Raw genomic sequence first — 18425 nt, forward strand, 5'->3', positions numbered from 1 at the left:
TACACAACAAACATTCAACTTTAAAGTTGAAAAAGAACTATTAAAAGACTATATATTCAAGATATATTGATATTAGTCCGAAAAATTCAACTCGAATCTATTTTCCTACCTTTACAAAATTAAACATCATAAGAATTATAAAGATATGACGATTCCATACTAAACTCGAAATATTTTCACTACATTCACAGCATGAAATGCAGAATTATACTCGAACTATTAGTAATTCTCTTTTTTACAGGATGTTATAACAGAGAACAGATTTCCCGGCTTGATGAGGCGGAAGCACTGTTACAAAATAAGCCGGATAGTGCCTTAACAATATTACAACAACTCAAATCGGAAGGCGGCCAGGCTGAACAGGCCAGGTATGCGTTGCTTTATTCAGAGGCTTTAGACAAAAATCACATCAAAGTAACCAATGATTCGCTCATTCGCCAGGCTTGGAGCCATTATAAACATCATCCCAAAGATTTACGCCGCCAATGCAAAACTCTCTATTATTGGGGACGGGTTAAACTGCGCGCAGGAGACAAACCGGGAGCGTTACGTCTTTTCCTAGAAATTGAAGAGAAACTGAAAGATACCAATGAGCCTTATTATGCAGGACTTTTATACAGTCAAATCGGTGAAGTGTATTATGACCAAATGAACTATAGCCGGGCTTATCATTATTTTCGTGAAGCTCGCAATAACTTCCGGCAGACTGATAACACTCGTGAAGAAACAGAGGCAACTCTCGATATGGCAGCCGCAACTTTCAATTCAAAAGATATGGAGAAAGCCATGCGACTCTATTCTGCCGCACTCGATTTGGCTGATGAGCACAAGTACAATAAGCTAGCCAAAGCCAGTCTCACCAATCTTGCTTCTCTCTATGTGGTGTCAGGCAAGAAACAAATTCCTCATGACCTATTGCAACGCATCGAACTCTCTGCCCGGCAAGATACGTTATACGGATACCATACATTAGTAGATGTGAATCTACTAAAAAACCGTATAGACAGCGCACGCTACTATCTGGCACTTGCAGAAACACATTCCACCGATATACGTGACATGGCAGACCTGCAATACACCGCTTATCGGATTGAAGCGCAGGCCAGAAACTTCGAGAAAGCGACAGAGAAGATACACCATTATATCTATCTGACTGACTCGCTGACACGTTCAAATATGCAATTCTCCGCCGGTATGGTGGAACGTGACTATTTCAAGGAACGCTCCAAATTTGCCGAATACCGGATGAAGAACCGTACTACCTGGGAGATTACCATAGCAAGCGTAATTTTTCTAATAATAGGGGTAGCATACTACATCATCCGTCAACGTCTGCGCCTGCAACGCGAACGTACCGACCGCTACCTGCTATTGGCGGAAGAAGCCAACACCCAATACAAAACCCTGACAGAACATATGGAAGGACAGCGCAATGCAGAAAGCCATTTAAAAGGTTTGATAGCTTCACGATTCGACATCATTGACAAACTGGGAAAGACTTACTATGAACGTGAGAATACCGCATCGCAACAAGCAGCCATGTTCCACGAAGTGAAACAGATTATCACCGATTTTGCAGAGAACAATGCAATGTTGCAAGAACTGGAACTTATCGTAAATACCTGCCATGATAATGCAATGGAGAAGCTGCGGAATGAATTTTCGTCAATGAAAGAAGCTGACATACGACTGCTTTGTTATATTTTTGTAGGTTTCTCTCCACAAGTAATCAGTTTGTTTATGAAAGATACGGTAGCTAATGTATATGCTCGCAAGTCACGGCTCAAATCACGTATCAAATCGGCAGAAACGGCCAATAAAGAGTTGTTTTTAGCACTTTTCGGATAGGTATTAGACCTGTGTTAGAAATCTTAGAATACATCTTTCATAATTCATTGAATATCAATATACTTTAAATCAAAGTGTTAGATTTGCGAGATTGCATCACAACCCGAATTTGATGCAATCTTATTACTTTTGCATTCGAAAAATTAGAAAAAAGAAAAGATTATGAAGAAGATTGTTATTCTATTAAGCGCCATGCTTTTCATGGTAGCATGCGAAAAAGGAAACGAAGAAATGAAAGAAGCAAAAGTAGTGGTATCCGTTTATGATGAGAATGGAAAAAATGCAACGGGCGTTCCCGTAAAAATGTATAATGAAAAGGATTATAAGGTTTTTGAAAAAGATAATTTAACTTTGCCAACTGCAATCATACAGACAAATGAAAGTGGTATGGCCACCTTTGTACTGCCACGAGAGGAATGGTTTGCAACACAGTCGCAACGGTTCCTGACATTCGTGGTACAAGAAGGGGGCGGCCCTAACAACTATCAGATATGGTCTTCCGGCAAAACCGTAGAAGCCGGAAAAGCCGTAAAAGTAGAAATACGTTTAACCCAATTCCCTAACTAAGCCTTTATCACATGAAGCAAACTAGACTTTATATAATAACCGCACTTTGTCTGCAAATGTTTTTGGGAACAATATTACTAAGTTGCAGCACCGAAAATGACGAATACAGGAAAGATTCACCTTCGGCAGCAAATCCTGCTGAACCCATAGAGGCTTCACTTGAAGATTTCTTCATAGAACAGCTACCCTCAAAAACAATTTATGCATTAGGAGAGAATATAGACTTAACCGGCCTTAACGTGACAGGCAAATATGATGACGGGAAACAACGGCCTGTAAAAGTTACCCCGGAACAGATCAGCGGTTTCTCTTCATCCACGCCTGTCGATAAACAAGAAGTAACCATCACACTGGAAGGAAAACAAAAAAGCTTTTCTGTTCAGGTTTCACCCGTCCGTGTAGAAAACGGAGTATTGACGGAAATATTGAAAGGATACAATGAAATCATACTTCCCAATAGCGTGAGATCAATCCCGAAAGCTGCCTTCAGCAACAGCCAAACAGCAAAGGTAGTACTCAATGAAGGATTAAAATCGATTGGAGATATGGCTTTCTTCAATTCGGCCATTCAGGAAATAGTATTTCCATCAAGCCTGGAACAGATGGAGGAAAACATTTTCTACTATTGCCGGAATTTGAAAAAAGCAGATTTAAGCCAAACGAAACTCACCAAACTTCCCGCCAGCACTTTTGTATATGCGGGCGTTGAAGAAGTGCTGCTGCCTGCGACACTAAAAGAAATCGGAGCACAGGCATTCCTTAAGACATCTCAACTGAAAACGATTGAGATTCCGGAAAATGTAAAAACAATCGGATTGGAAACATTCCGGGAAAGTAGCGTTACAACCGTGAAGTTACCGAACGGCGTTACAACCATGGCGCAAAGAGCCTTTTATTACTGCCCGGAATTGGCGGAAGTGACCACCTACGGGAGTACTTTCAATGATGACCCCGAAGCTATGATCCACCCCTATTGTCTTGAAGGATGTCCGAAATTGGCTCGCTTCGAAATACCTGAAAGTATTCGGATATTGGGACAGGGATTACTGGGTGGTAATAGGAAAGTGACCCAATTAACCATTCCGGCAAACGTCACACAGATTAATTTTTCGGCTTTCAATAATACAGGTATTAAAGAAGTAAAGGTAGAAGGGACAACACCTCCGCAGGTATTTGAAAAAGTATGGTACGGATTTCCGGATGATATTACCGTCATTCGTGTTCCTGCCGAATCTGTGGAAAAATATAAGAACGCAAATGGTTGGAGGGATTTCACAAACAAGATAACAACGTTCTAACAGTTCTCCAGTTTTTCGATTATAATCGAATAAAGTTGGTTTAATATCGACTTTTCCGGTTATAATCGAAATAACTTAAGAAAAACACTATATTTTCGATAATAACCGGAAAAATCAGTACTATTAGTTTATCTATTTAAATCTCCCCATTCACCCCCAAGCCGAACAGAGCAAAATCGCCCAGACAAGGATCATCCGGAAAGACTGTAGCCAATGCTGCCGTTATCTGGCGGGCATTTTTCAGAGAAAAGGTTTCCACATCCGTCAACTTAAAATAATGGGCTACCCGGCAGACATGTGTATCTAAAGGAACAATCAAATCTCTGCGATCAAAACTTTTCCAAATCCCCAAATCGACCTCCGAATCCCGGCGAATCATCCAACGCAAAAACATATTCAGTTTCTTTTGAGGACTTTTGGCAGAAACTTCAAGAAATGCACATAACTTTTCCATTGGTATTCCGGGATATAACATCAAAGCTTCCTCCAGACTTTCAAACTGTGTATAAGCTATATATAATCGCCGAAAGTATCCATAAAAATCAGCATACGACAACATCCGATAAAAGCTATTGGTCGCTCCCGAAGGAAAATCCTTCTCCCACTGGCGGGACAATACATACTGATAAGGCGAATCTCCCATTAGCCCGTGCAATTCGTCCGCTTTCTTCAAGATCTGTTTGCGATTGCCAAAACTCATAATCGCCGTCAGCAAACCGCTGACTTCGATATCCTGTTTCAGCGTATAACGATGGGGAAACTGCACCGGATCGCTTTGTATAAAGTCTGCGCGATGATACATCTCCGCACACATTAAAAGTTTATTCTTTATATCTTCAGTCATTTCGAGAAAGTATCAAGTATTGAAAGTACAAAAATACATATTCTAGTTGGATTTCCTCTTTAAGTAAATGACGGATTGTATCCCTAATAAAATAACAAACAAATATTCTGCCGTCATATACACAGTCAGAGAAGCATGAAAACATTCACTTAACAGATACAGATAAATCAAATATACAAGAATGGTGATTAACTGGAAGATAAAGGCGAGCTTCGTCTTTCCTGTACCGGTAACAGCATTGATATAAACATATCCGGGCAGTGCAAAAGCATAATTCAACAGCATAACTATAAAAGGATAGAAAGCTAGTCTCACCAGATTATCGTTATTCGTATAAAATCCGATAACCCATTGGTTACCCCAAAGAGCCATAACTATCAATGGCCCCCCCACGGCATAACCCAACCTAAGAACTTTATGGCAAACGGGAAAAAGTTCCTTCCCCTGCCCCGCCCCAATTAGATTGCTGACTAATGAACCAGTAGTGGATGCAAAAGAGTTGACAATCACAAAAAAGACGGTAGAAACACTACGAGTAATATTGGAAATAGCAAGCTCTGTCCTTCCCAGATGCTCGATAGCAACGAAGAACAGAAACCAGGGAGCAACGCTGACAAAAGAGTGAAGCATACTCCATACAGATATCCTCAACAACTTTATTAACACTTTCCCATCATAAACGACCTTCAGCCCATATTTCACTTTATCTACCCTCACCCACATATATAATAGGAGTACGATAAAAGCTCCGAACTCTGCCAAAGAAGAAGCCATCGCCGCCCCGGATATACCCAGATTCAGTTTGAATATCAGCAGATAGTTAAAAGGAATATTGATACAGATAGCCATGATAGCTGCCACGGACAATGCTTTGGTCGTTGTTATCCCTACCAGAAAAGACCGGAAAGCTAAAAAAGGAAATGAGAATAACAAACTGAAGCTACGCCAATCCAGATAATGAATCACTGCCTGATAAATTTCATCCGAAGTTATCAACCGGCACAGGATCAAGGGAGAAGCCAAATGGAGCAATAGGCAAAGAATGACTGCCATCCCCGACAGGAAATATACTCCCTGAAAAAATGTACGTCCCGTCTCTTTATAATGTTGTTCCCCATTTCTCCGGGCAATCATCACCTGCAGCCCGATGCTAAATCCGAAGCCCAGCATATAAACAGCTAAATAATAGATTCCGGCAAGCGCAGAAGCTCCCAGTTCGACTTCTCCCACATGCCCCAGGAAAATAGCGTCGGTAATATTGATTAATTGTTCCATCAGAATGCTCATCATCACAGGAAAGTTGATGAGCCATATTTGCTTATATGTATAATTCATTGCTCAACTTAAAAATAACACGATACGGTATACCACATCATAGCAGCACACAGTTCCGTAAATTTATAAAAATGGATATAAAACTCTTTGGCAGGCGAGTAGTTGCCTGTCGGATAGCTGAATAGCCCTGTTAGAAATGATGCTATTCGTTGAGCGTAGCTATATGCAGAGTTTCATAAATGGATGAATATTGCTGGTTTATCAATCAATTACGCAACAAAGATAAGAAATCTTATTTTCATATCCCAATGTGGTATGGTATTAGCAGATTACTTATAGTAAAGAGATGTATTAAAAACATTGATTGCAACATTAACAGATTGATTTATACAGATATACCATATTCTAAAGCTAAGGAATGATTCTTAAATATCTTTCTCTTTTGAAAAAAGGCATATCATTTTGAAAAGAGTAGTAACCAATAAATAACCAGATAACAATGAAAGTTTGTAAATTCGAGAAAATTAAAGATGAGGATGAAATGAAGCAAGTAATCAATTGTATTCAGAAAGAACATCCTTATGTAGCTGTAGTCCCTATATTGGCACAATTACAGGAGTGGTTACAGGCTATTTCCATCAGTTGGTTTCACGAAGAAGATGAAGCTTCTCATGCCACAGTCAATGCCATCGAAACATATTGCTGTGCCCTTGCCAATCATCTCATTACAGATTCGCACCTAAATCAGGAAATTAAAAACCGGATTCTGGAATGCATAAAGAAAATACATATACTTGTAGAAGACAAAGCAGATTTACTGATTGATAAATGATAAAAGCGGAAGTATACGGATTATCCAGTGATTTATTCACTTATTGCTTACGTCAACAGGGTCTTCGTGCCCAAACATTAGATACCGGCAAACTTATACAGATCAACCTGGAAAGAAAGCCGGATATCCCATATATTCAGGAATCTATCCAACAATACATTGACGAGAACCGGAATGTAGATATTTTTATCGCCCCACTTTCCATTTGCAGAAATGTGTATGGTGAAATAGACTTCATGAGCGAACAACGCAATGATTACTATGCAACAGTGCTTGCCACCCTATTCAAAGCGGACGAAATACTGTTATCCACCCCTATCAATCATATCTACGCAAACCGGAATTGCCTGCGAGAACAACATTCACTAACCTACATAGAAGCCGAACAACTGATTAACAGCGGAGTACACCTGCTCTACGCAGATTGTATAACCCTTGCGGCACGCTCCAATATAGTTATCCGCCTAACCGATACACACGATCTGTCAACAGAACGACTCTATATATCTTCCCATGACACAGGCAACAGTGTCAAGGCCATCCTCTCACAGGATTCGGCTACTTTTGTGCGTTTTACCTCATTGAATGTATTGCCCGGATATTTGTTTATGGGTAAGATATTGGAAGTTATCAACAAATATCAAATCAATGTCATCTCAATGGCCTCATCCAATGTATCCATCTCGATGATGCTGACAGCCAGCCGGGACACCCTGCGAATCATTCAAAGGGAACTACACAAATATGCCGAAATGGTTATGGACGAAAATATGTCTGTAATACATATCATCGGCTCCCTTCATTGGGAACGCACACAAGTAGAAAGCCATATTATGGATACTATCAAAGATATCCCCGTATCTCTCATTTCTTATGGAGGAAGCGATCATTGTTTCACACTATCTGTACATACCACAGATAAAAACAGACTGATTGGTTCGCTATCCAGACAATTTTTCGAGAGTCAGTGCGCAGCCTGATTCAAAGCCGGATAAAAAGAGACATCTGAAAGCCAAATAAAAAAAATAAAGAGATGAAAATAGCTATTATAGGAGCCGGACACATAGGGAGTGCAATCGTCACTTGTCTGGCGCAAGGACATCTTTACAATGAGAAAGACATTATTGTCTCCAATCCAAATATCGATAAACTGGAGAGACTGCAAGAACATTTCCCTGCAATACACATAACGACCGATAACCAACAAGCCATATCGGAAGCTGAAGTAATCGTCCTCGCCATCAATCCCTGGAAAGTAGATGAAGTATTGTCCCCTCTACGTTTCTCGCGTACACAAATCCTCGTATCTCTTGTGTCCGGAGTATGTATCTCCCACTTGGCTCATTTAACAGAAGCGAGATGCCTATCTTTCGGGCAGTTCCCAATATGGCCATTACAGAACGTTTCAGCCTCACTTTGATAGCTTCCCGCGGAACCGATAAAGAATATCAGCAATTAATAAAACAGATATTTGAAGAAGGAGGAAAATGCCTGTTCCTGCAAGAGAAACAACTAGATACCACTTCCGCATTAACCTCCAGCGGAATAGCTTTCGCCTTAAAATATATGCAAACGGTTATGCAGGCAGGGATTGAGCTAGGAATTCCCGGCAAGGATGCCATGCAAATGGCAGCGTATAGCATGGAAGGAGCGACAGAACTGATTCTGAATCATAACACTCATCCATTGCTGGAAATAGAGAAAGTAACCACTCCGGGCGGAACCACTATAAAAGGATTGAACGAACTGGAGCACAAAGGCTTCACTTCTTCTATTATTCAAGCCATCAAAAGCAGTGCCACAACTTTGATTGACAAAGAGGAAGAAGATGCAAAAAATTTCCGATAGTCCTTATGGTATGGTTTCTCAAGTCCTTTTTGCCTATTTTGAAATGCTATATATCCCAAAGCCAGCATAAAAGGACTTAAGAAAATGTATGCTTAGATTTTATATTCCTCTATCTTCCGGTACAGGGTGGTAAGTCCGATTTTCAACAAACGGGCAGCTTCCGTTTTATTCCCTTTTGTATATTCCAACACACGTGCAATATGTCTGCGTTCCATTGCGGCCAACTCAAAACTGCCTACACTATCATCCGAACATTCATAATGAGTGTTCTGGATTTCCAAAGGAAGGTCGCAGATATCCAGCCGTCCACCTTCGCAAACAATCAGGCTACGCTCAATCACATTTCTCAACTCACGGATGTTCCCTTTCCATGGCTGTTGTTCCAGCGCTTCCAGAAAAGCAGGAGTCATCTCATTGATGGCATACGAAAGTTTTTCGGAGAAACTTTTGGCAAAAGCAGTTGCAAGAATTCTGATATCACCGGTACGTTCACGAAGCGAAGGAAGATGCACCTGAAAAACCGAAAGACGATAAAACAAGTCCTCACGGAAATGCCCGGCTTTGATCTCCTCCTGCAAATTCCGGTTGGTAGCAGCGATGATACGCACATTGACTCTTGTCGGCTTGGTATCACCGATCTTTATATATTCTCCTGTTTCAAGGATACGCAGTAACTTTGCCTGCAATTCGAAAGCCATCTCTCCGATTTCATCCAGAAAGATCGTTCCGTTATTGGCCTCTTCAAAAAGCCCTTTCTTATCTTTCAACGCACCGGTAAACGAACCTGCCTTATGTCCGAACATCTCGCTTTCGAGCAGTTCTTTGCTGAAAGACGAACAGTTGACCGCCACAAAATTCTGTTTGCTCCGCTTGCTGTTATAATGTATAGCCTGCGCAAAGACCTCCTTTCCTGTTCCGGTTTCTCCCGTCAGCAATACGGGAACATCTGTCACAGACACCTTCTGCGCCAAAGACACCGACTCTTTCAGCACTTTTGACTCCCCCAGGATAGAATCGAACGAGTACATTTGCCCGACCTTCTTTTCCAGTTTTTCGAGACGGACATTCATTTTTGCTTTCTCTACGGCACGACTAATGAGAGGGATAATCTTGTTATTATCATCTCCTTTCGTTATATAATCAAACGCACCGTTTTTAATAGCCTGCACCCCGTCGGGAATATTGCCGTGAGCAGTAAGAAGAATCACTTCTACATTGGGAGCTATTTTTTTGATGTTCAACACCAGATCCACTCCGTTTCCATCAGGAAGAAAAACATCACATAAAGCTACGTCGGGCGATTGAATTTCCAGTTGTTTGATGGCAGTTTTGCAATCACCTGCCTGACACACTTCATAGCCTCAAGTTCCAGCATACGAGCTAAAAGGCTGCGAATCTGGACTTCATCGTCAATAATAAGAATTTTATTCATACAAATTGTCTACATTAATATAGAAGAATGAAAAACAGGGTGCGCAAATATAGTTTTTTTATCTGAATCCATGAACATTTCTTCGCCCCTGTTTGTTATTTCCACAGGAAACTATTTACACTATAAACAGATGAAAATAATTATTATTGGGGGAGTTGCAGGAGGAGCCACCACTGCTGCCCGAATCAGACGAGTAGATGAAACAGCAGAAATTATCCTTTTGGAAAAAGGAAAGTATATATCATACGCCAATTGCGGCCTTCCTTATTATATAGGAGGAGTGATAGAGGAACGGGATAAATTGTTCGTGCAAACGCCCGAAGCCTTCTCTACACGCTTCCGTGTAGATGTACGTACAGAAAACGAAGCGATTTTTATTGACCGGAAAAGAAAGACAGTGACCATCCGGCAAAGCAGTGAAGACACTTATGAGGAGAGCTACGATAAATTAGTCATCTCCACCGGAGCTTCCCCGGTGCGTCCTCCTCTTCCGGGAATCGACCTTAGCGGAATCTTCACGTTAAGGAATGTCACCGACACGGATCGGATCAAAGAATATATCAAGAGCCACGCTCCGCGAAAAGCCGTTATCGTAGGAGCCGGATTTATCGGTCTGGAAATGGCGGAAAACTTACATACACAGGGAGCGAAAGTGTCGATTGTGGAAATGGGCAATCAAGTGATGGCTCCTATCGACTTCTCGATGGCATCGCTCGTCCACCAGCACTTGATGGATAAAGGAGTCAATCTTTATCTGGAACAAGCTGTCGCCTCTTTTAGCCGGGAGGGAAAAGGATTGAAAGTAACGTTCAAAAATGGTCAGTCCATTTCTGCCGATATCGTTATCCTGTCAATCGGAGTACGCCCGGAAACCAGTCTGGCACGAGCTGCCGAACTGACTATCGGCCCTGCAGGAGGTATTGCCGTGAATGATTACCTGCAAACGTCTGATGAATCGATTTATGCCATCGGTGACGCAATCGAGTTCCGCCATCCGATCACCGGAAAACCCTGGCTCAACTATCTTGCCGGACCTGCCAACCGTCAGGGACGCATCGTTGCAGACAACGTTCTCGGGGCAAAAATACCTTACGAGGGTTCTATCGGCACTTCAATCGCAAAAGTTTTCGACATGACCGTTGCTTCAACCGGTTTACCCGGCAAGCGCCTGCGCCAGGAAGAGATAGATTATATGTCATCTACCATCCATCCCGCCTCTCATGCCGGCTACTATCCGGATGCCATGCCGATGAGTATCAAAATCACTTTCGACAAAAAGACGGGAAGATTGTACGGCGGGCAAATCGTCGGTTACGACGGAGTGGACAAACGGATTGACGAACTCGCGCTTGTCATCAAACACGAGGGAACGATCTACGACCTGATGAAAGTGGAACAAGCGTATGCTCCTCCGTTCTCTTCGGCCAAAGATCCGGTAGCACTGGCAGGATATGTAGCGGAAGACATCATTACCGGCAAAACCAATCCGGTATATTGGAGAGAGTTGCGGGACATTGAAATGGAAAATAAGTTCCTCCTGGATGTCCGCACCCCGGACGAATATTCTTTAGGCAGCCTACCGGGTGCCGTGAATATTCCGCTGGATGAGCTTCGTGACCGGCTGGCCGAACTGCCGAAAGATAAAATGATTTATACCTTCTGCGCTGTCGGACTACGGGGCTATCTTGCCTACCGGATATTGACTCAACATGGATTTGACAAGGTGCGTAATCTCTCGGGAGGACTGAAGACTTATCGAGCCGCCACTGCTCCGATTATCATACGCGAAGAAAATGGAAATGAAATAGACGAATCACCCGAACAACAGGGAGGTAGTCCCCAAGTTGGGCAACCTGCGGTTGCTAAGGTTTCGGATACCACGGTTACTGCCGCTGCTGCCGTCACCGCCGATCCCCTTGCAAACCCCGCTAAAACAGTTCGGGTAGACGCCTGCGGATTACAATGTCCCGGCCCGATTTTGAAAATGAAAAAAACAATGGATACACTGGCTTCAGGCGAACGGGTGGAAATCACCTCAACCGATCCGGGATTTCCGCGTGACGCCGCCGCATGGTGCAGTTCAACGGGCAATCAACTGATTTCGAAAGACAGCTCCGGAGGAAAATCTGTTGTTGTCATAGAAAAAGGAGAACCAAAATCGTGCAATATTGTTACTTCATGTGAGGGCAAAGGAAAAACCTTTATCATGTTTAGTGATGATTTGGATAAAGCTTTGGCCACTTTTGTACTAGCAAACGGCGCAGCAGCTACGGGGCAGAAAGTCACCATCTTCTTTACGTTCTGGGGACTGAACGTCATCAAGAAGTTGCACAAACCGGAAACCGAAAAGGATATTTTCGGAAAAATGTTTGGCATGATGCTGCCTTCCAGCTCCAAAAAGCTGAAACTTTCTAAGATGAGTATGGGCGGAATAGGCGGAAAAATGATGCGGTATATCATGAACAAAAAAGGGATTGATTCACTGGAATCCCTGCGCCAGCAAGCGCTGGAAAACGGTGTGGAATTTATTGCTTGCCAGATGTCAATGGACGTGATGGGAGTCAAACAAGAAGAACTCCTGGACGAGGTGACCATTGGCGGCGTAGCAACGTATATGGAACGGGCGGATAACGCAAACGTTAATCTATTTATTTAAAAAATGAACAAATGAAATATTTAAATAAGGTATGAAAACAATATGTGCAATGCGTGATGTATTCAAAGCAATGGGAAACTTTGAAACAGCATTTGAAAAAATGTACCAGATAACGCTTAATGAAGCAATGATATTGTGTGCCCTTAAAGAGGCTTCGGACAAAGTGACGGCTACCAACCTGTCTAAACAAACCGAACTAAGCCCCTCACACACATCCAAAATGCTGCGGATACTGGAAGAAAAAGGACTAATCGTCCGATCACTCGGAAGTGAAGACCGGAGACAGATGTATTTCCATCTGACTCAATTGGGTAAACAACGGGTAACTGAACTGGAACTTGATAAGGTAGAAATACCGGATCTACTAAAACCTCTGTTTTAATAAACGGATTTTTCAAATAAATATCTGTAAATAATAAACGGTGAGCAAACTCCCTGATAATAGGGCAGAGCGCTCACCGTTTTTCTTTCCGCCGGGCCAAAGAAATATGTTAATTTTCCGGCAAAAGAAATTTCCACGCGAACCTTTTTCCACCTTTCTTGTTGTTTGTATCAAAAGCCCAAGGTACCTGGGCGTGATTTTTATATAACCTAAACATTATAAAAGATATGAAGAAATTAATTCCTATTTTATTGGCGGTCTTTGCACTCGCTTCATGTGAAAAAGACCCGGACATGGGTAAACTGGATGACAATTATCTGGTATACACTAACTACGACAAGAAAGCCGATTTCAAAGTTCCTACATTCTATCTGGCACCACAGATTCTGGTCATCAGTGATAGTAAAGAACCGGAATATCTCGAAGGTGAAGGCGCAGAACAAATTCTGGCAGCTTATACAGACAATATGGAAGCTAGAGGTTACGAAGCAGCAGCTGACCAGGAAAGCGCAGATCTTGGTATCCAAGTGAGCTACATCGCAAGTACTTATTATTTCACCAGCTACACACAACCTGAATGGTGGTGGGGTTATCCCGGATATTGGGGCCCTGGCTACTGGGGTGGCAACTGGGGTGGTGGATGGTACTACCCGTATGCAGTAACTTATAGTTATAGCACCAACTCCTTCCTGACAGAAATGGTGAACTTGAAAGCCGAACAGGGAGACAGTAAAAAACTGCCTGTTGTATGGACAAGTTATCTGACCGGATTTGAAACTGGTTCCAAAGCTATCAACCGTACTCTTGCAGTAGAAGCTGTCAACCAGTCATTTACACAGTCACCTTATCTTACTAACAAATAAACAACTACAACTGTTATGAAAACAAGAAAAAATATATACTTCAAGGTAGTAGCCTTGGCGGCTATTGCCATCGCCTTCGCCATGCCGGCTAAGGCACAGCTATCGGACAATGGATATGCAAATATCGACTGGCAGTTCAACGCTCCGCTAAGTAACAATTTTGCTGATAAAGCAAGCGGTTGGGGTATGAACTTCGAAGGTGGTTATTTCGTGACTCCTAACATCGGTTTGGGTCTTTTCCTCAACTATCACAGCAACCACGAATATGTAGGTCGCGAAACCTTCCAAATGGGCGCCGGTGAAGTGACTACCGATCAGCAACATACCATTTTCCAATTGCCTTTCGGTGCTGCTGCACGTTACCAGTGGAATCGCGGTGGAGCCTTTCAACCATACGTCAGTGCTAAATTAGGTGCTGAATATGCTAAAATCCGCTCTAATTTCAGCATGCTGGAAGCAAGAGAAAACAGTTGGGGATTCTATGCTTCTCCTGAAGTAGGTATCAATGTATTCCCATGGGTTTACGGACCGGGTTTGCACTTTGCTTTGTACTACAGCTATGGTACCAACAAGGCTGACGTACTGCATTACAGTGTAGATGGATTGAGCAACTTCGGCTTCCGCCTGGGTGTATCCTTCTAAGACTGGCTGACAACTATCAGAATATTACGTTAATAATAAAAAAGGTAAAAGGTAGCTTTTAATATAGGCACCTTTTACCTTTCTTTTTTTATTTTTTCTTCATCGCATCATAAATAGCTCCCTGTATTCGCTCACGAATGTGCAGTTGGTTCAGTTTGCGATTTGTTACATCCGGATAAATCCGGTTGCTAAGGAATACATAAACCAGTTCATTGACCGGATCTACCCATGCACATGTACCGGTAAAGCCGGTATGACCGTACACTTCGGCAGGTGCAGCAGGAGCACAATTTCCTTTCTTCGGATCATCAGCATCCGGTTTGTCAAAGCCCAAGCCACGCCGGCTGATCTTTGAAGTTTCCGTAGTAAACAACTGACAGGTTTCTTTGCTTAGATAGCGTTGACCATCTATTTCTCCTCCATTCAGCAACATCTGATAAACGCGGGCTACATCACGGGCAGTAGAGAAAAGTCCGGCATTTCCGGCCAATCCGCCAAAGAAAGCGGAAGCCTCATCATGCACAAATCCCTGCAAAGTCTCTTTACGCAAGAAACGGTCTTTGTTGGAAGGGACAATTTCCGATTTGGCAAAACGGCGTAAAGGCAGGTAACCTGTATGTTCCAACCCCATCGGCTCATAAAACTCACGTTGCAAATAGGCTTCCATAGGCATACCGGCCAGTTGTTCCACCAACATTCCCAAGAGTATAAATCCGACATCACTATATACATAGCGCTTCTGCTTTAACGGAGCTTCTGCAATTTTCTCTTCTATCACCTTTCGGAAAGAACGGTTTAACCACAAACTGTCACAGATCTGAACAGTATAATCACCGGTCTTGACCGGAGAAATATATTCACTCTTGAATTTGAATTTCGGATTCGCCCACGTAGTCGTACCAATCTGTACCGGATGGTGGATATCTTTACGTGCGCTGAACAATCTTCCATCATAGCTATCCTTGTCAATAGCTTCCTGATAAAAAGGAATCCAGGAAGGTAAACCGGACTGATGATACAGAATTTCCTGAATCGTTATATCTTTCTTATCAGTACGTTGCAAAAACGGCAAATGATCCGAAATTTTATCTGTCAGATTAAAACGTCCCTTATCGTAGAGTTTCATAATGGCAAGCAAGGTGCCCGTCGTTTTTGAAAGGGAAGCCAGATCGTAGATATTCGTAGATTCGACACGAGGACTTCCTTTACCCGTATAAGTACCGAAAGCCTTGTCGAACATAATATGACCGTTTTTCAGCACCACCACCTGGCAACCGGGATAGGCTCCCTGATGAATACCATCCAATGCAATGGAATCAATCCGTTTTAGATGAGCAGAGGAAAGCCCGTATTCTTCCGGAACGAAATGCAACGGCGTTTTAGGGGTAATAGTCACTCCTGCTCCCGTTGGAAACAGTTCTCCCAGACTTGCCGACAACTGTCCGTCTGCAGATGCCTTGGCAAATAGCACATCTGCCACCTGGCGCTGCACGTCACTACTATAGCTATGTCCCAGCACCACCGCCGAAGCATGAGCCACCGCGCGCTGAATCTGCAACATCATCTTCCCGGGAGTAAAAAACAGATAAATGGCCGGGCTTTCGGGAACAAACTTAGCAAAGAAAGGCTGATAAGGAGCCAGCCGCTGTTCACTGACGGCTACAATAATCCGTTTATAGGTAGACAAAGAATCACGCAACCGCTGATTTTCCTCTTTCGTCTGATTGGCACGAAGGGAAAAACGAGCCAAAGACGTATAGCGGGAAAGTTGTTTCGCCAACGCATCAGTTTCTCCGGGATCTCCTACCTCGAGCAATGCAATCGTCTGCTCTTTGTCTGTATGCAAGGGGAGAATATGATTCTTGTTGTTCAGAACTGTTATTGCCGCTAAATTCAACCGGCGAACCAAATCACGCGTTTGCGGACTGTTAATCCGTTGTTCCAGACCGGATAATTGTACATACGACTTTTTCTTCAGTCCCAACACATATTTATAAGTCAAGACCTTACGACATTTGCTTTCAATATCTTCGCGGGTCAACTCTCCTTTTTCAATGGCTTCCAGTACGGCCGGTATCTCTTCCTTCAAGTTTCGGGGAGACAATACCATGTCATTACCAGCTTTCAAAGCCTGCAAACTGACATTTCCATTTCCCGCCACTCCTTTCATGGCAAGCGCATCTGTAAATATGAGTCCTTTGAACGCCAGTTCATCTGTCAGCAAATCGTATACGACATTGCGGGACAAGGAAGACGGAAGTCCACCAATCGGTTCTATCACCGGAACTTGCAAATGTCCTACCATCATACCGCCCAATCCGGCACGGATGGCTTCTTTAAAAGGATAAAGTTCCACACTGTCCAGACGCTCACGAGTGAAAGGAAGTACCGGAAGCGCCTTATGCGAATCAACATCGGTATCTCCATGTCCGGGAAAATGTTTACACACAGATAAAACCCCTCCACTTTCCAAACCGGAAGCATAAGCGATAACCTTATCAGCCACCTGTATCGGATCTTCTCCAAAAGAACGGGTATTGATTACGGGATTTTCAGGATTTATATTCACGTCCGCCACCGGAGCAAAGTTGACCTGTACTCCAATCTGTCGGCATTGACGAGCAACTTCACGCCCGTATTCATAGAGCAGCTTGTTGTCACGGATACATCCCAATACCATATTCCGTGGAAAAACAGGCATACCACGCAAACGCATGGCCAGTCCCCATTCTCCATCAAAGGTAATCATCAAAGGGACTTTTGCCTGCCGTTGCGCCCGGTTTGTCAGTTCAACCTGATTTTGCATCTTCCCACCGGAAAAGAGAAGTCCGCCCACTTTATAGGTGTCGATTACTTCGCGCAACAGTTCCAGGTTTCGTTTGGTATCTACCGGGGCAATGGTATAGATGAACAACTGCCCTACCTTTCTTTAAAGGAAAGCTTATCCATAACCGAATCAACAGTGCCGGCAGTCTTTGTCCTGAAGGGCTTTATACACCAGCAGAGGTTCAACGGTTGTAGCATTCTGCGCCGGACTTGAAACCGTGCCGGCCGCAATAAGGAATAAAAGCGTTACTATTGAGGGGATTATCTTCATTTATGTTTCAAAGTCAAATCGAGACGGCCTACACGAACACCATTTTTTCCCGTGTGCATAACAGGCACCTCTTTTCCGTCCATATTCAAGTATGTTTTGGGGCCTTTCATAAATGTATGAGAGTGCCCGCCCAGAATCACGTCGATATTGCGTGTTCCGGCAACCAGATGTTCATCCATTTGAATGCCAGATGAGACAGGCATACTACCAAATCACAACCTTCTTCGTCTTTCAACAAAGCAGCTATTTCGTTGGATACGCGGATAGGATCTTCATAAACGACTCCTTCGCATTTATTAGCCTGAATCATCCCTTCGGGTTGGGTTCCAAGGCCAAACACACCAATTCTCAAACCATATTTCTCAAGAACGACGTAGGGTTTAACTATATCTTTCAATACCGTAGCATCCAGATTATAGTTGGCACAAACAACCGGGAAATTAGCCATCTTGAAAATACGTTCCATATTATCCACATCGAAATCAAACTCATGGTTACCGATAGTCATAGCATCGTAACCCATTTCATTCATTAGTTTAACTTCCACTTCTCCGCGGAACATATTATAATAAGGTGTTCCCTGAGAAATATCTCCGCAGTCGAAAAGCAGCACATTCTTATGCTCCTTGCGGAACTGTTCGAGAAAAGCAGCCCGGCGAAGAAAACCACCTTTATTATAGTATTCGTCCCCCTTCTGATTGACAGGTTCGATACGACTATGCACATCGCTTGTTTGTAAAATAATCACTTCTTTGGTATCCTTATCCTGCGCAAAAATTGAGAAAGTAAAGCTCAATGCAAGACATAACAGGAATAATATCTGAATTCTTTTCATATTCAA

9 protein-coding genes and 5 pseudogenes are annotated in these 18425 nt (G+C 42.9%); 9 read left to right on the forward strand and 5 right to left on the reverse strand.

The window, feature by feature from the left end; all coding sequences use genetic code 11:
• Positions 1 to 192: 192 nt before the first annotated feature.
• The 3 genes from DXA05_RS16070 to DXA05_RS16080 all read left to right on the forward strand — a co-directional run bounded on the left by DXA05_RS16070 (position 193) and on the right by DXA05_RS16080 (position 3713).
• The gene (locus tag DXA05_RS16070) at positions 193 to 1848 is read left to right on the forward strand and encodes a hypothetical protein (protein WP_128859378.1); all 1656 of its coding nucleotides are present in this window, start codon (positions 193 to 195) and stop codon (positions 1846 to 1848) included.
• 162 nt (positions 1849 to 2010) lie between these two features.
• On the forward strand, positions 2011 to 2415 hold the full coding sequence (locus DXA05_RS16075; protein WP_128859379.1) for a hypothetical protein: 405 nt from the start codon (positions 2011 to 2013) through the stop codon (positions 2413 to 2415).
• An 11-nt stretch (positions 2416 to 2426) separates the two neighbouring features.
• A complete protein-coding gene (locus tag DXA05_RS16080) occupies positions 2427 to 3713 on the forward strand; it encodes a leucine-rich repeat protein (RefSeq protein WP_074636427.1) in 1287 nt (428 codons plus the stop codon).
• A gap of 136 nt (positions 3714 to 3849) precedes the next feature.
• Here the strand turns inward: DXA05_RS16080 and DXA05_RS16085 are convergent, their stop codons facing one another.
• Positions 3850 to 4557, reverse strand: a complete 708-nt coding sequence (locus DXA05_RS16085; protein ID WP_128859380.1) for a TIGR02757 family protein — start codon at positions 4555 to 4557, stop codon at positions 3850 to 3852.
• 42 nt (positions 4558 to 4599) lie between these two features.
• Entirely contained in the window at positions 4600 to 5892 is a 1293-nt protein-coding gene (locus tag DXA05_RS16090; protein ID WP_128859381.1) for an MATE family efflux transporter, read from the reverse strand.
• 439 nt (positions 5893 to 6331) lie between these two features.
• Between DXA05_RS16090 and DXA05_RS16100 the strand changes: the two are divergent.
• Positions 6332 to 7644 (forward strand): annotated as a pseudogene (locus DXA05_RS16100) (aspartokinase).
• Between the two features lie 53 nt (positions 7645 to 7697).
• A pseudogene (locus DXA05_RS16105) lies at positions 7698 to 8512 on the forward strand (pyrroline-5-carboxylate reductase).
• Between the two features lie 92 nt (positions 8513 to 8604).
• On the opposite strand, the pseudogene DXA05_RS16110 reads toward DXA05_RS16105, so the two are convergent.
• Positions 8605 to 9944 (reverse strand): annotated as a pseudogene (locus DXA05_RS16110) (sigma-54 dependent transcriptional regulator).
• Positions 9945 to 10074: 130 nt separating this feature from the next.
• Between DXA05_RS16110 and DXA05_RS16115 the strand changes: the two are divergent.
• From DXA05_RS16115 to DXA05_RS16130, 4 genes are all read left to right on the forward strand, one after another.
• Entirely contained in the window at positions 10075 to 12600 is a 2526-nt protein-coding gene (locus DXA05_RS16115; protein WP_128859382.1) for an FAD-dependent oxidoreductase, read from the forward strand.
• Positions 12601 to 12631: 31 nt separating this feature from the next.
• Complete coding sequence (locus DXA05_RS16120) at positions 12632 to 12982, forward strand: winged helix DNA-binding protein (RefSeq protein ID WP_004314299.1); 351 nt, start codon at positions 12632 to 12634, stop codon at positions 12980 to 12982.
• A 227-nt stretch (positions 12983 to 13209) separates the two neighbouring features.
• Complete coding sequence (locus DXA05_RS16125; protein WP_004314298.1) at positions 13210 to 13845, forward strand: DUF4136 domain-containing protein; 636 nt, start codon at positions 13210 to 13212, stop codon at positions 13843 to 13845.
• A gap of 15 nt (positions 13846 to 13860) precedes the next feature.
• Entirely contained in the window at positions 13861 to 14487 is a 627-nt protein-coding gene (locus DXA05_RS16130; RefSeq protein WP_008019936.1) for an outer membrane beta-barrel protein, read from the forward strand.
• A gap of 88 nt (positions 14488 to 14575) precedes the next feature.
• Here DXA05_RS16130 and DXA05_RS16135 read toward each other — a convergent pair.
• Together DXA05_RS16135 and DXA05_RS16140 are read right to left on the reverse strand one after the other, a co-directional pair.
• Positions 14576 to 17584 (reverse strand): annotated as a pseudogene (locus DXA05_RS16135) (glycoside hydrolase family 3 N-terminal domain-containing protein).
• A pseudogene (locus tag DXA05_RS16140) lies at positions 17581 to 18419 on the reverse strand (metallophosphatase). The pseudogenes DXA05_RS16135 and DXA05_RS16140 overlap by 4 nt, the downstream one beginning before the upstream one ends.
• Positions 18420 to 18425: the final 6 nt, after the last annotated feature.

It is taken from the genome of Bacteroides sp. AM54-2NS, assembly GCF_003602935.1.
GTDB classification, from domain to species: domain Bacteria; phylum Bacteroidota; class Bacteroidia; order Bacteroidales; family Bacteroidaceae; genus Bacteroides; species Bacteroides xylanisolvens.